At 72.6% G+C, this 12,303-nt stretch carries 15 protein-coding genes; 7 read left to right on the top strand and 8 right to left on the bottom strand.

From position 1 onward, the window contains the following. The first annotated feature begins 185 nt into the window (after positions 1-185). Entirely contained in the window at positions 186-626 is a 441-nt protein-coding gene (locus tag K1Y72_RS08205) for an ASCH domain-containing protein (protein ID WP_220164804.1), read from the top strand. Between the two features lie 30 nt (positions 627-656). On the opposite strand, the gene mug is transcribed toward K1Y72_RS08205, so the two are convergent. From mug to K1Y72_RS08180, 5 genes are all read right to left on the bottom strand, one after another. Beyond that, positions 657-1,229 carry a G/U mismatch-specific DNA glycosylase gene (gene mug / locus K1Y72_RS08200; protein ID WP_220164803.1) on the bottom strand — a complete coding sequence of 191 codons (573 nt, stop codon included), beginning with the start codon at positions 1,227-1,229 and terminating at the stop codon, positions 657-659. A 13-nt stretch (positions 1,230-1,242) separates the two neighbouring features. Further along, the gene (locus K1Y72_RS08195) at positions 1,243-1,962 is read right to left on the bottom strand and encodes a sulfite exporter TauE/SafE family protein (RefSeq protein ID WP_220164802.1); all 720 of its coding nucleotides are present in this window, start codon (positions 1,960-1,962) and stop codon (positions 1,243-1,245) included. Between the two features lie 115 nt (positions 1,963-2,077). Then, positions 2,078-2,293, bottom strand: a complete 216-nt coding sequence (locus tag K1Y72_RS08190; RefSeq protein WP_220164801.1) for a hypothetical protein — start codon at positions 2,291-2,293, stop codon at positions 2,078-2,080. An 83-nt stretch (positions 2,294-2,376) separates the two neighbouring features. Then, entirely contained in the window at positions 2,377-3,318 is a 942-nt protein-coding gene (locus tag K1Y72_RS08185; protein WP_220164800.1) for an aldo/keto reductase, read from the bottom strand. 60 nt (positions 3,319-3,378) lie between these two features. Beyond that, entirely contained in the window at positions 3,379-3,963 is a 585-nt protein-coding gene (locus K1Y72_RS08180) for a TetR/AcrR family transcriptional regulator (protein ID WP_220164798.1), read from the bottom strand. A gap of 85 nt (positions 3,964-4,048) precedes the next feature. Between K1Y72_RS08180 and K1Y72_RS08175 the strand changes: the two genes are divergently transcribed. Next, positions 4,049-4,765 (top strand): SDR family oxidoreductase, encoded by a 717-nt coding sequence (locus tag K1Y72_RS08175; protein WP_258572103.1) that lies wholly within the window; start codon positions 4,049-4,051, stop codon positions 4,763-4,765. 12 nt (positions 4,766-4,777) lie between these two features. On the opposite strand, the gene K1Y72_RS08170 is transcribed toward K1Y72_RS08175, so the two are convergent. Then, positions 4,778-5,602 carry a class I SAM-dependent methyltransferase gene (locus K1Y72_RS08170; protein WP_220164796.1) on the bottom strand — a complete coding sequence of 275 codons (825 nt, stop codon included), beginning with the start codon at positions 5,600-5,602 and terminating at the stop codon, positions 4,778-4,780. 112 nt (positions 5,603-5,714) lie between these two features. On the opposite strand from K1Y72_RS08170, the gene K1Y72_RS08165 reads away from it, so the two are divergent. After that, complete coding sequence (locus K1Y72_RS08165) at positions 5,715-6,386, top strand: winged helix-turn-helix transcriptional regulator (protein WP_220164795.1); 672 nt, start codon at positions 5,715-5,717, stop codon at positions 6,384-6,386. 80 nt (positions 6,387-6,466) lie between these two features. Here the strand turns inward: K1Y72_RS08165 and K1Y72_RS08160 are convergent, their stop codons facing one another. Beyond that, positions 6,467-9,280, bottom strand: a complete 2,814-nt coding sequence (locus K1Y72_RS08160; protein WP_220164793.1) for an aconitate hydratase — start codon at positions 9,278-9,280, stop codon at positions 6,467-6,469. A gap of 326 nt (positions 9,281-9,606) precedes the next feature. On the opposite strand from K1Y72_RS08160, the gene K1Y72_RS08155 reads away from it, so the two are divergent. Further along, positions 9,607-10,236 (top strand): hypothetical protein, encoded by a 630-nt coding sequence (locus K1Y72_RS08155; RefSeq protein WP_220164791.1) that lies wholly within the window; start codon positions 9,607-9,609, stop codon positions 10,234-10,236. Here K1Y72_RS08155 and K1Y72_RS08150 read toward each other — a convergent pair. Next, the gene (locus K1Y72_RS08150; protein ID WP_220164790.1) at positions 10,226-10,624 is read right to left on the bottom strand and encodes an ATP-binding protein; all 399 of its coding nucleotides are present in this window, start codon (positions 10,622-10,624) and stop codon (positions 10,226-10,228) included. The genes K1Y72_RS08155 and K1Y72_RS08150 overlap by 11 nt on opposite strands. A gap of 169 nt (positions 10,625-10,793) precedes the next feature. Here K1Y72_RS08150 and K1Y72_RS08145 point away from each other — a divergent pair, with 169 nt between their 5' ends. The 3 genes from K1Y72_RS08145 (at position 10,794) to K1Y72_RS08135 (ending at position 12,296) form a co-directional block, all read left to right on the top strand. Beyond that, positions 10,794-11,597, top strand: coding sequence for a helix-turn-helix domain-containing protein (locus K1Y72_RS08145; RefSeq protein ID WP_220164789.1), 804 nt, complete (start codon positions 10,794-10,796; stop codon positions 11,595-11,597). Beyond that, positions 11,594-11,773 carry a DUF397 domain-containing protein gene (locus K1Y72_RS08140; RefSeq protein ID WP_220164788.1) on the top strand — a complete coding sequence of 60 codons (180 nt, stop codon included), beginning with the start codon at positions 11,594-11,596 and terminating at the stop codon, positions 11,771-11,773. Before K1Y72_RS08145 ends, K1Y72_RS08140 begins: the two co-directional genes overlap by 4 nt. Positions 11,774-12,008: 235 nt before the next feature. After that, positions 12,009-12,296 carry a hypothetical protein gene (locus K1Y72_RS08135; protein WP_220164787.1) on the top strand — a complete coding sequence of 96 codons (288 nt, stop codon included), beginning with the start codon at positions 12,009-12,011 and terminating at the stop codon, positions 12,294-12,296. Positions 12,297-12,303 lie beyond the last annotated feature (7 nt).

The raw sequence follows: 12,303 nt of genomic DNA, 5'->3' as shown, positions 1-12,303 counted from the left end.
AAAAACTGCGGGTGAACCGGGCGGCCGTCCCCGACGTTGTCCGGTCAACCTGACTTTGCGGGCATGTTCTCCTGGCCACGCGGCGACGGTCCGGGCGCCTCCCCCGGTTACTCCGTCCCCGTCCGGGCATCACCGTCCGCACGGACGGGCGAAGATGGGACCAGCCGATTCCGGGAGGTGACCGCGTGCAGGCGATCAGCGTTCAGCAGCCCTGGGCCTTCGCCATCGCGCGGGGCGGCAAGACCGTCTCCAACCAGCGCGTGCCCACCGCCCACCGGGGCCGCCTCCTGATCCACGCCTCGATGCGGGTGGACCTCAAGGCGTGCGACTCCCCGCTGATCCTCGCCGCCGGCTGGGATCCGCGCGACCCGCTCGCCACCATCGGCGCCGTCATCGCGACCGCCCGCCTGGACGACGTCTGCTCCGACGCCGTCCGGGGCGTCCCCTGCGCCTGCGGCCCCTGGGCCGACCCCGACCGCCACCACTGGCACCTCGCCGACGTGCTGCCCCTCCCCCGCCCCATCGTCGCCCTCGGCCGCCCCGACCCCTGGGAGCCCAAGCCGTCCCTGGTCGCCGAGGTCGAGACCATGCTCGCCAACACCGCCGCCCTGAACCCCCGCCCCTGACCGCCCCCGCGCTTGACCGTCGGCGCCGGGTCAGGCCCGGCTGTCGGCGACGGCGGCGTCGGCGGCTTCGCGGAGGCGGGCGAACTCGGCGGCGATGCGGTCGAGCTGCCAGCTCGCGTTGAGGCCCGAGGGGTTCGGCAGGATCCACAGGCCGGCGGGGCCGAAGCCCTGCTCCTGCTCGCCGATCTGCGTGCGCGGGCTGGCGAAGGCGGTCCGGTAGGCGGTGACGCCGAGGACGGCGAGGTAGGCGGGGCGGCGGCGCTCGACGAGCGCGCGCAGCGCGCGGCCGCCCTCGCGCAGTTCCTCGGCCGTCAGCTCGTCGGCGCGGGCGGTCGTGCGGGGCGCGAGGTTGGTGATGCCGAGGCCGCGGGCGCCCAGGAGGTCCTGCTCGGCGGGCGCGTACTGGCGCTGGGTGAAGCCCGACCGGTGCAGCGCGGGCCAGAAGCGGTTGCCCGGACGGGCGAAGTGGTGCCCCGTCGCCCCCGAGTACAGGCCGGGGTTGATGCCGCAGAACAGCACCCGGAACGGCGTGCCCTCGGGCGGCAGCAGGTCGGGGATGACGCGGTCGCGGGCGGCCTCCTGCTCGGCCTTGGTGGGACGCATCGGACCAGGCTACTCAGGCCAGGCTGCGCGCGATGAGGGTGAGCGCGGAGGCCGCCACCACGACGAGGATCGCCGCGCGCGTCCGGCCGCCGTCGAGGAAGCGGCGGAGCGGGCCGGCGACGAGGAAACCGACCAGGACGAACGGGCAGAGCGCGAGCCCGGCGATGACCTGCCGGCCGGGCAGGTGGCCGAGGGCGGCGAGGGTGAGCAGCGACATCAGCGCGCCGGTGGTGAAGAAGATCGCGAGCGTGGCGCGCACCCGCGATCCCTTCTCGCGGGCGTAGAGCAGCGCGATCGGCGGGCCGCCGATCGCCGAGGCGGTGCCGACGGCGCCCGCGAGCACCCCGGCGGCCGCCAGCGTCCCGGCGTTGCGCGGGACGGCGCCCCGCCAGACGGTGCCGGCGAGCGCGGCGAGCACGGTGCCGCCGACCAGCACGCCGAGCGGCCGGGACGGCACCGCCGCGACCACCCACACGCCGAGCGGCGTGCCCGCGACCCGCCCGGCGAACGCCCAGCCGAGCCCCCGCAGGTCGGCGTGCCGGACCTCCCGCGCGAGCGTGGCGAGCGGCAGCACCGTCGCGGCGACGAGGATCGCGCCGGGCATGAGGGAGGGGAACAGCAGCGTCACCACGGGGGTGCCGACGAGCCCGACGCCGAGCCCGACGCTGCTCTGCACCACCGCGCCGAGCAGCGCGGCCAGGCCGCCGACCAGCAGGAATTCCATGGGGGGCATCACGCCTGGAACGGTACAACCCGGCATTTCCGCCCGGGATGGCCGCCCAAGCGGCGACCCGCGTCCGGGCCGGGGTTCCCCCCGGCCCGGACGCGGGTCGTGCTACATGCCCGTGCTACATGCTGGTGCCGCGGTCGTCGCGGTCCTCGCCCATGCGGTCGTCGGGCCCGTAGTCGCCGTCCGCGCCGATCTGGCGGTCGCCGTCGTCCAGGCCCCCGTCCATGTCGCGGTTCATGCCGGGGTCCATCCCCCCGTCCACGCCGTCCATGTCGCGGTCGTCCGTCCGGTCGCCGTCGCGGCGGTCCCCCTGGTCGTTCTGGTACCTGTCCATGGGTGCCTCATGCCCGGTCCGCGGCCCGGCACGGCCACGGGCGGGCAACGGGCGGCTCGATCTTCGGTCAGGCGAACGCGTGGTCAGGCTGACGCGCGGTCCAGCAGCGCGAGCTGGTCGGCCGTCAGCTCGGTGCGGGCGGCGGCGAGGAGCGGCGGGAGCTGGTCGACGCCGCGCGCGCTCGCGATCGGCGCGACGACGGTCGGCTGCGCGCCGAGCCAGGCGAGCGCGACGGCGGCGACCTCCACGCCCTGCTCGGCGGCGACGGTGTCGAGCGCCTCCAGCACCTTCGGGCCGCGCGCGCTCTTCAGGTACTCGGCGGCGCGCCCGGCGCGCGGGCTGTCGACGTCGGCGCCGGGCCGGTACTTGCCGGTGAGGAACCCCGACGCGAGGCCGTAGTACGGGACGGCGGCGAGGCCGTGGCGGGTCACGGCGTCGCGGAGCTCGCCCTCGTAGGTGTCGCGGGACACCAGGTTGTAGTGCGGCTGGAGCGCCGCGTACCGGGCGAGGCCGTCGCGCTCGCTGGCGGCGAGGGACGCCTCCAGCCGCTCGGCGGAGATGTTGGACGCGGCGATCTCGCGGACCTTGCCCGCGCGCACCAGCTCGTCCAGGGCGCCGATGATGTCCTCGACCGGCACGGAGGTGTCGTCGAAGTGGGTGTAGTACAGGTCGATGCGGTCGGTGCCGAGGCGGCGGAGCGACGCCTCGGCGGCGGCCTTGATGTTCGCCGGGGCGAGCCCCTTGAACCGCGGATGCGCGCCGACCTTCGTCGCGATGACGACGTCGTCGCGGTTGCGGCGGCCGGCGACCCAGGCGCCGATGGTCTCCTCGGACTCCCCGCCCTGGTGGCCGGGCACCCAGGCCGAGTAGCCGTCGGCGGTGTCGACGAAGTTGCCGCCGCCCGCGGCGTAGGCGTCGAGGACGGCGAAGGACGCGTCGCGGTCGGCCGTCCAGCCGAAGACGTTGCCGCCGAGCGACAGCGGGAAGACGTCCAGGGAACCGATCTTCTTGGTGAGGTCAGCCATGTTCTTTCGCAAGGTCGGGAACGGTGCCGGTATTCCGTGTCCTCCCCGCCCGCCGGCGCGTCACTCCTGCGCGGCGGCGGCGACGGTGCGGGCGAGCGCGGCGGCGGCGCGGGCGTCCAGCGGGGCGTGGCCGACGAGGATGCGGTACCAGAGCACCCCGTAGATCTGGTCGACGAGCAGGTCGACGTCGGTGCCGGGCCGCAGGTCGGCGCGGTCGAACAGGGTGCGCAGGGTGGCGCGGCGGACGGCGATGAAGGCGCGCATCCGCTCGCCGGCGGACGGGTCGCGCTGCGCCTCGGCCATGGTGCCGCGCAGCACCGCCGCCGTCCTCGGGTGGCCGCTCACCGCGAAGGTGGCGGTGACGAACGCGGTGAGGTCGCCCTCCAGCGTGCCGGTGTCGGGCAGCGGGATGTCGCCGTCCGCCCGCTCGGCGAGGGCCTCCAGCAGGACGGCGCCCTTGGACGGCCACCAGCGGTAGATCGTCTGCTTGCCGACGCCGGCGGCCGCGGCGATGGTGTCGATCGTGACGGGCTCGCCGCCGGACCGGCCGAGCAGCTCGACCGCGACGTCCAGGATGGCCCGCCGCGCGGCCTCGTTGCGGCGGCGCCCGGTGTGCGCGCGGCGCCCGTCCTCCTCGCTCTGCATGGTCCCACCCTACCGGCTTGACGAAACCGGCGGTCTCGGCAAATACTTGTCGAGACATCAAGTCTCGACAAAGGGAGGCGTCATCATGACGCTGGACGGACGCCGGGTGCTGGTCATGGGCGGCAGCTCGGGGATCGGCGCGGCCACCGCCGCGCTCGCCGCCGCGCGCGGCGCCGAGGTCGTGCTCACCGGCCGCGACGAGGCGCGCCTCGCGGCGACCGCCGCCGGGATCGAGGGCAAGGCCACCGCCCGCCGGGTGGACGCCGCCGACGAGGGCGCGCTCGCCGCGTTCTTCGCCGAGGGCACCGCCTACGACGCGCTGGTCCTCGCCCTCAGCGGCGGCTCGGGCGGCGGCCCGATCGCCGACCTGGACCTCGCCGACCTGCGCGCCGGGTTCGAGGGCAAGTTCTGGCTGCACCTGCGGATCCTGCAAGCGGCGCTGCCGCATCTGACCGAGGACGCCGCGGTCACCTTCCTGACCGCCTCGTCCGCGCGGGCCGCGATGCCCGGCACGAGCGGCCTCGCCGCCATCAACGGGGCGCTGGAGGCGATGGTCGGGCCGCTCGCGGCCGAGCTCGCGCCGCGCCGGGTGAACGCGGTGTCGCCGGGCGTCATCGCGACGCCCTGGTGGGACGCGGTGCCGGCCGCGCAGCGCGAGGCCCTGTTCGCCGAGTACGCGGCCGGCCTTCCGGCCGGCCGCGTGGGCACCGCCGAGGAGGTCGCCGGGGCCGTCGTGCTGACCCTGGAGAACGGCTACGTGACCGGCGCCGTCATCCCGGTGAACGGCGGCTTCGCGCCGTGACCCCGGCTCCGGTCAGCCGCGCTTGCGGGCGGTGACCAGCAGGTACTCCCACTCCATGGCGCCGCCGCCGAGGTCGTGGCGGCGGGCCAGGTCGTCCAGCGCCTCGTCCAGGGCGGCGGCCCGCTCGGGGTCGCCGCCCAGGTTGCGGTAGGCGGTGATGGTCGGCCCGTAGCGCTCCTTGAAGAAGTCGCGGAACTCCGCGGGCTTGCCGAACCGGTCGATGCGCACCGTCCGCCGGACGGCCGCCAGCTCCTCGACGCGGTCGCCGAGCAGCCCGGCGACGTGGCCGGGGTCGCCCCACAGCGGCGGCGGCTGCGCGCCGGGCGGGGGCGGCGGCGCGTAGGGCTTCATCGCCGCGAACATCTGCCCGATGAACCCCTCGGGCGTCCAGCTGACCAGCCCGATCGTCCCGCCCGGCCGGCACACCCGGACGAGCTCGCCCGCGGCCTCGCGGTGGTGCGGCGCGAACATGACGCCGACGCACGACAGCACGACGTCGAACGCGGCGTCGCCGAACGGCAGCGCCTCGGCGTCGGCCGTCCGCCACTCCAGCTCGGCGCCGCGCGCGGCGGCGTCCGCGCGGCCGATCTCCAGCAGCTCGGGCGTGAGGTCGGACGCCACCACGTCGGCGCCCGCGAGCGCCGCGGGGATCGCGGCGTTGCCCGACCCCGCCGCGACGTCCAGCACCCGCTGCCCGGCGCGCACCCCGCACGCCTCCACCAGCACCGGCCCGAGCGCCGGGATGACCTCGGCGGCCACCGCCGCGTAGTCGCCCGACGCCCACATCGCGCGGTGCCTGCCCTTCAGGACGGTGTCGTCCCGGTCCTGCTCGCCCATGGCGTTCTCCCCTCGTTCCCCGTACACCGCTGAGCGTAGGAACGCCGGTACCGGCCACCTAGTCCTGGATCTGTACTGGCCGGGGCGGGGAGGCGCGGCCTAGCCTTCGAGGATGGGGTCGTACTACCAGTTCTGCCCGGTGGCCAAGGCGATGGAGCTGCTGGACGAGCGCTGGACGCTGCTCATCGTCCGCGAGCTGCTGGCGGGCAGCCGCCACTTCAACGAGGTGCGCCGCGGGGTCCCGCGGATGTCGCCCACCCTGCTGTCCAAGCGCCTCCAGCAGCTCGTACGGGCGGGCGTGGTGGAGCGGCGCGAGATCGGCACCGAGGTCTGCTACGAGCTGACCGAGCCCGGCCGCGAGCTGCGTCCCGTCGTGGAGGCGCTGGCGGTCTGGGGCACCCGCTGGATCGGCGAGATGGGCGACCGGGACCTCGACCCGCGGCTGCTGATGTGGGACATGCGCCGCCGCATCGACCACGGCGCCGTCCCGGCCGCGCGCACGGTGGTGCGGTTCCGCTTCCCCGAGGCGCCCGCGGGCAGCCGCGACTGGTGGCTGGTCATCCACCGCGACGACGCCGACGTCTGCGACTTCGACCCCGGCCACGAGGTCACCGTCACCGTGACGGCCGTGCTGCGCTCGCTGGTCGGCGTCTGGCGCGGCGACCAGAGCTGGACGGCCGCGCTCCGCTCGGGCGACCTCCGCCTGGACGGGCCCGAGCCGCTGCGCCGCCGCCTGCCCGAGTGGTTCCTGCTGATGGAGACGGCGCCCGTGCCGCGCCCCTAGGAGCGCCGGTCCCGGAACGGGAGAGGGCCGCTCTCTCCCGGATGCCCGGGAGGGAGCGGCCCTCGGAAATCGCGTTCTGCCTACTTGCGAAGCAGGTTGCGCAGCACGTACTGCATGATGCCGCCGTTGCGGTAGTAGTCGGCCTCGCCCGGGGTGTCGATGCGGACGACGGCGCGGAACTCCTTGCCGTCGGCCTTCACCGTGACCTCGCGCGGGGTCTCGCCCTCGTTCAGCTTCTCCACACCGGTGATCTCGAAGGTCTCGGTGCCGGTGAGGCCGAGCGACTCGGCCGACTCGCCCTCGGGGAACTGCAGGGGCAGCACGCCCATGCCGATGAGGTTCGAGCGGTGGATGCGCTCGTAGGACTGGGCGATGACGGCGCGGACGCCGAGCAGCGCGGTGCCCTTGGCGGCCCAGTCGCGCGACGAGCCCGAGCCGTACTCCTTGCCCGCGAGGACGACCAGCGGGACGCCGGCCTCCTGGTAGTTCTGCGAGGCGTCGTAGATGAACGACTGCGGCGCGCCGTCCTGGGTGAAGTCGCGGGTGTAGCCGCCCTCGACGCCGTCCAGGAGCTGGTTGCGGAGCCGGATGTTGGCGAACGTGCCGCGGATCATGACCTCGTGGTTGCCGCGGCGCGAGCCGTAGCTGTTGAAGTCCTTGACCGCCACGCCGTTGGCGTCCAGGTACTGCGCGGCCGGGGTGCCGACCTTGATGGAGCCCGCCGGCGAGATGTGGTCGGTGGTGACCGAGTCGCCGAGCTTGGCGAGCACGCGGGCGCCGTGGATGTCGGCGACCGGCGCGGGCTCGGTCTGCATCCCGTCGAAGTAGGGGGCCTTCCGCACGTAGGTGGAGGAGGCGTCCCACTCGAAGGTGTCGCCGGTCGGGATGTCCAGGCCGCGCCAGCGGTCGTCGCCCTTGAAGACGTCGGCGTAGTTGCGGACGTACATCTCCTGGCCGATCGCCGAGTTGACGATCTCGGCGACCTCCTCGGGCGCCGGCCAGATGTCGCTGAGGTGCACCGGCTTCCCGTCCGCGCCCTCGCCGAGGGAGTCGTTGAGGATGTCGATGTCCATCGTGCCGGCCAGCGCGTAGGCGATGACGAGCGGCGGCGAGGCCAGGTAGTTCATCTTCACGTCGGGGCTGATGCGGCCCTCGAAGTTGCGGTTGCCCGACAGGACGGCGGTGACGGCGAGGTCGCTGTCGTTGATCGCCTTGGAGATCTCCGGCTGGAGCGGGCCGGTGTTGCCGATGCAGGTGGTGCACCCGTACCCGACCAGGTTGTAGCCGATCTTGTCGAGGTAGGGGCTGAGGCCGGCGCGCTCCAGGTAGTCGGTGACGGCCTGGGAGCCGGGGGCCAGCGAGGTCTTCACCCACGGCTTGCGGGTGAGGCCCTTCTCCACCGCCTTCTTCGCCAGCAGGCCGGCGGCGACCATGACGAAGGGGTTGGAGGTGTTGGTGCAGGAGGTGATGGCCGCGACCGCGACGGCGCCGTGGTCGAGGACGAACTCGGTCCCGTCCTCCAGCCGCACCGGCGTCGGGTCGTTCGGGCGGCCCTCGTCGCCGGAGCCGTGCACGCGCGGCTTGTCGCCGTTGCCGCTCCCGCTGATCGCGGGGGCGTCGGAGGCGGGGAAGGACTCGGCGACCGACTCGTCGGCCGGGCCCTTGACGCTGCCGCCGGCGTAGTTGGCGACGTCGCTGCGCCACGCCTGCTTGGCCTCGGCGAGGGAGATGCGGTCCTGCGGGCGCTTCGGGCCGGCGAGCGAGGGGACGACCGTCGCGAGGTCCAGCTCCAGGTACTCGGAGAACTCCGGCTCGACCGACGGGTCGAGCCACATGCCCTGCTCCTTGGCGTAGGACTCGACGAGCGCGATCTGCTCGTCGGTGCGGCCGGTGAGGCGCAGGTACGCGAGGGTCTGGTCGTCGATCGGGAAGATCGCGCAGGTGGAGCCGAACTCGGGGCTCATGTTGCCGATGGTGGCGCGGTTGGCCAGCGGCAGCGCCGCGACGCCCTCGCCGTAGAACTCCACGAACTTGCCGACGACGCCGTGCTGCCGCAGCATCTCGGTGATCGTGAGGACGAGGTCAGTGGCGGTGGTGCCCGACGGCAGCTCGCCGGTCAGCTTGAAGCCGACCACGCGCGGGATCAGCATGGAGATCGGCTGGCCGAGCATCGCGGCCTCGGCCTCGATGCCGCCGACGCCCCAGCCGAGGACGCCGATGCCGTTCTCCATCGTGGTGTGCGAGTCGGTGCCGACGCAGGTGTCGGGGTAGGCGACGCCGTCGCGGTCGAACACCACGCGGGCCAGGTGCTCGATGTTCACCTGGTGCACGATGCCGGTGCCGGGCGGGACGACCTTGAACTGGTCGAACGCGGTCTGGCCCCAGCGCAGGAACTGGTAGCGCTCCTTGTTGCGCTCGTACTCCACCTGCACGTTGCGCTCGAAGGCGTCCGGCGAGCCGAAGTAGTCGACGATGACCGAGTGGTCGATGACCATCTCGGCCGGCGCCAGCGGGTTGATCTTGGTGGGGTCGCCGCCCAGGTCGCGCACGGCCTCACGCATGGTCGCCAGGTCCACCACGCACGGCACGCCGGTGAAGTCCTGCATGATCACGCGGGCCGGGGTGAACTGGATCTCCTTGCTGGGCTGCGCCTGCGCGTCCCACCCGGCGAGCGCGCGGATGTGCTCGGCGGTGACGTTCGCACCGTCCTCGGTGCGCAGCAGGTTCTCCAGCAGCACCTTCAGGCTGTACGGGAGACGGGCCGAGCCCTCGACGGCGTCCAGCCGGTAAATCTCGTACGACTTCTCGCCCACCTGCAGTGTGCTGCGGCTGTCGAAGCTGTTCGCGGACACGGACTCCTCCTCCGTCACCGCCGCGCGTCCGGTCCGGGACATGACTGCACGGCATCGGTGCTCACTGTCTGTTATGCGGCCCCGGGCCGGCGGGCGCCGGGGTCGTCCCCGCTGGTAGGTCGGGGCGTTACTGCTCTCTGCTTATCCCTACGTATCCTGCCGCAGCCGCGCGGTCGCCCGGGACTCAGGGCCGCCTAACTTCGGCAGGTTTTCTCTTGACGTCAAGCTATCTCCGATTTATCTCGACATCAAGTTACCTGGTTCCGGCTCCCGGACCGTGTCCGTTATGTCCGCCCTGGAACGGGGGCGGGCCTGCCGGCGTCCCAGAATTCCGGGGGGCTGGTCGGCGACGCGTCACGGGAGGCGCCATGTCCGGAGCGGCGGAGATCGACGCGGCGGAGATCGGCGGGCTCCGCCAGGAGATCACCTCGCGGATCGGCCTGATGAACGCGATCGTCGCGCTGGAGCTGGCGGCACTCGGCACCGGCCTGTCGGTCCTCCGCGAGTCCACGCACGTGCTCGCCGGGCTCGCGATCATCTCCAGCTTCCTCTGGCTGCTCTGGATGGACCAGTCGCTGTCCACCTTCAAGATCGCCGCCTATCTGGCGATCGAACTCGGGCCGCGCCTGGAGGAGGGCGCGGGCCGGCCCACCCTGCGCTGGGAGCTGTTCCTGCGGCAGGTCGAGGCCGGCGGGACCGCCTCCGTCGGCGCCCTGTACCGCCACGCCCCGCCGCCGGGCGCCTGCGGCATCAGCCGGACGATCCGCGCCGACTGGTACGTCACGCTGCTGTTCGGCGGGACCTCCCCGGTGATGGTGCTGCTGTACGTCCTGGACAGCCTGCGCCACCACACCGCCACGGCGGCGCTGACCGTCTTCTGCGCCGCGGCGGCGCTGATCTGGCTGGTCGCCATCAGCCGCTTCCGGGACTTCGTGCAGAACAGCAAGGCCATCGACGCCGCGATCAGGAACGCCGCCCCCGCGCGCTCTACGCGGTGACCCCCTCCAAGTCCGGCTCGACCCGCAGCACCGCCCAGACGGACTTGCCGCCGGAGACGCGCGGGTGCCAGCCCCACGCCTCCACCAGCATGGCGAGCATGGCGAGCCCCCGACCCGATTGCGCCGTGAGGCTGAACGGCCGAGGCTCGGGCGCCTCGCTGCTCTGATCGATGACCTCCAGTACGGGACCGGCCTCGGACACGTACGCGCGAACCGCGATCCCCCGCCCGGCGCCACCCGCGTGCTGCACCGCGTTGGTGACCAACTCGGACGCGACCACAGCGGCCGTGTAGGCGCAGTCCTCGGTGCCGCCCCGATTCCACACCCAGTCGCCCACCCAGTCCCGCCCGACCTTCACCGCCTCCCCCACCGCCTCCAACATCACCATGCTCGCCTCCCCGACCGCCGCCGGCGGCTTCACCGCCCTGCACCCGTTCGACACACGATCACCCCTCACGTTCTGCTTGTGATTGGTGACACACTGCTCCCAGCGGATTACTGTTGTCGCCAGCCCGCGCATGTCCTGGAAAACCTGCGATCTTCAACGCGAGGTGTCCGTGACCAACGAGCCCCCCGACCCGTGCTCCTCGATGTACGCCTGGATCGCCTACAGCCTGCGATTTCAGCGAGTAGAACGCGGCCTCTCCGGAGACGCCCTGGCCAAGATCCTCAAGCATTCCCGGTCCACGATTTCCAGACTCGAATCCGGAGAGGCCAAGCTGACCGACAAACAGGCGGCCACGCTGGACAGGGAATGGCGGACCGGAAAATTCTTCACGATCGCGCTGTGGTTCGCGCGGCTAGGCCATGACCCGAACCGGCAGGCTTCCTACTTCGCCTTCGAGGCCCGCGCCTCCATGATCAGAATGTTCAACGGCCAGTACATTCCCGCGCTGTTCCAGACCGAGTCGGTCGCCAGGGCGATGCTGGTCGCGGGACGGAACGACGACATCGAGGGCGCCCTTGCCAAGCGGCTCACCCGGCAGAAACTCATGGAACGCACGCCGCGCCCCGAACTGTGGTTGATCATGCCAGAGACCGTTCTGTGGTGGCCGATCGGCGGCGCGGAGGTGTGGCGAGAGCAACTCGCCCATCTCCTCGCCCTGGCCGAGTTGCCGAACGTGACGCTCCGGATCATGCCTCGCACGGCCGGAGCGCACGAGGGCCTCGACGGCACGTTCAAAGTCATCTCGGTCCAAGGGGGCGAGGTCGGTTTCGTCGAGGCTCCGACCGGGGGGCGTCTCGTGGCGGAAGAGAGCGAGGCGCAGGCACTCCGCCTCAGGTTCGAGCGCATCGGGGCGCTCGCTCTCCCCGTAGACTCCAGCCGGAAGCTGATCGTAGAAACGTTGGAGTCCCTGTGAACAGCGGTCCTGTATGGAGAAAGTCCAGCCGGTCGGCAGAAGGAACGAACTGCATCGAGCTGGCGCGCCTTTCCGAGGGCACCGGCCTGCGCGACAGCAAGGCCCCGAACGCCGGCCACCTGACCCTTGACCGCCCCTCCCTCGCTTCCCTGGTCAAGACCGTGAAGGCGCTTTAAGCAGGCAAGAAGCACGGCCCGGCCCCTGCGGGGCCGGGCCGTTCGCGTTCCGCAGGCGCTGCGGCGGCGAGCCGTCCGTCCGTGTAATGACCCCTCGGTCATCACTCGTTGACTTGCGGCGTGTTGGGCGCTTTCGATCTTCAAAGTGCCCAACACGCCGCAAGTCAACGAGGGGCGACCAGGGGGTCACTTGGTTGGGCCACCAAGGGGCCGGGGGGCGTGAGATCATCCGGGCGTGGGCGGCGGACCGGAAGTGAGTGCTCTGGCGATCAATGTCGTGATCCCGGAGGCGCTCCGCTGGACGGACACGCGGCGCGGGGAGGAGTTCACGCTCATGACGCTCAACGTCCGGCTCCTCCCGGACGGGAGCCTCGCCGCCAAGGCGTACGGCCGGCCCGTCGGTGGCGGCCGGGGCGGCTACGTCTCGTTCCCCGTCCCCGACGAACCCGAGCCGGCGTCCCTGATCGCGGACGCCGCCGACCGCGCCGGAAGCTTGTGGACCGCTCACCGCGGTCTCGGTTGAGGAAGGT

This window comes from Actinomadura parmotrematis, assembly GCF_019458805.1.
Classification (GTDB): domain Bacteria; phylum Actinomycetota; class Actinomycetes; order Streptosporangiales; family Streptosporangiaceae; genus Spirillospora; species Spirillospora parmotrematis.
This window is presented reverse-complemented; position numbering and strand designations above follow the sequence as displayed.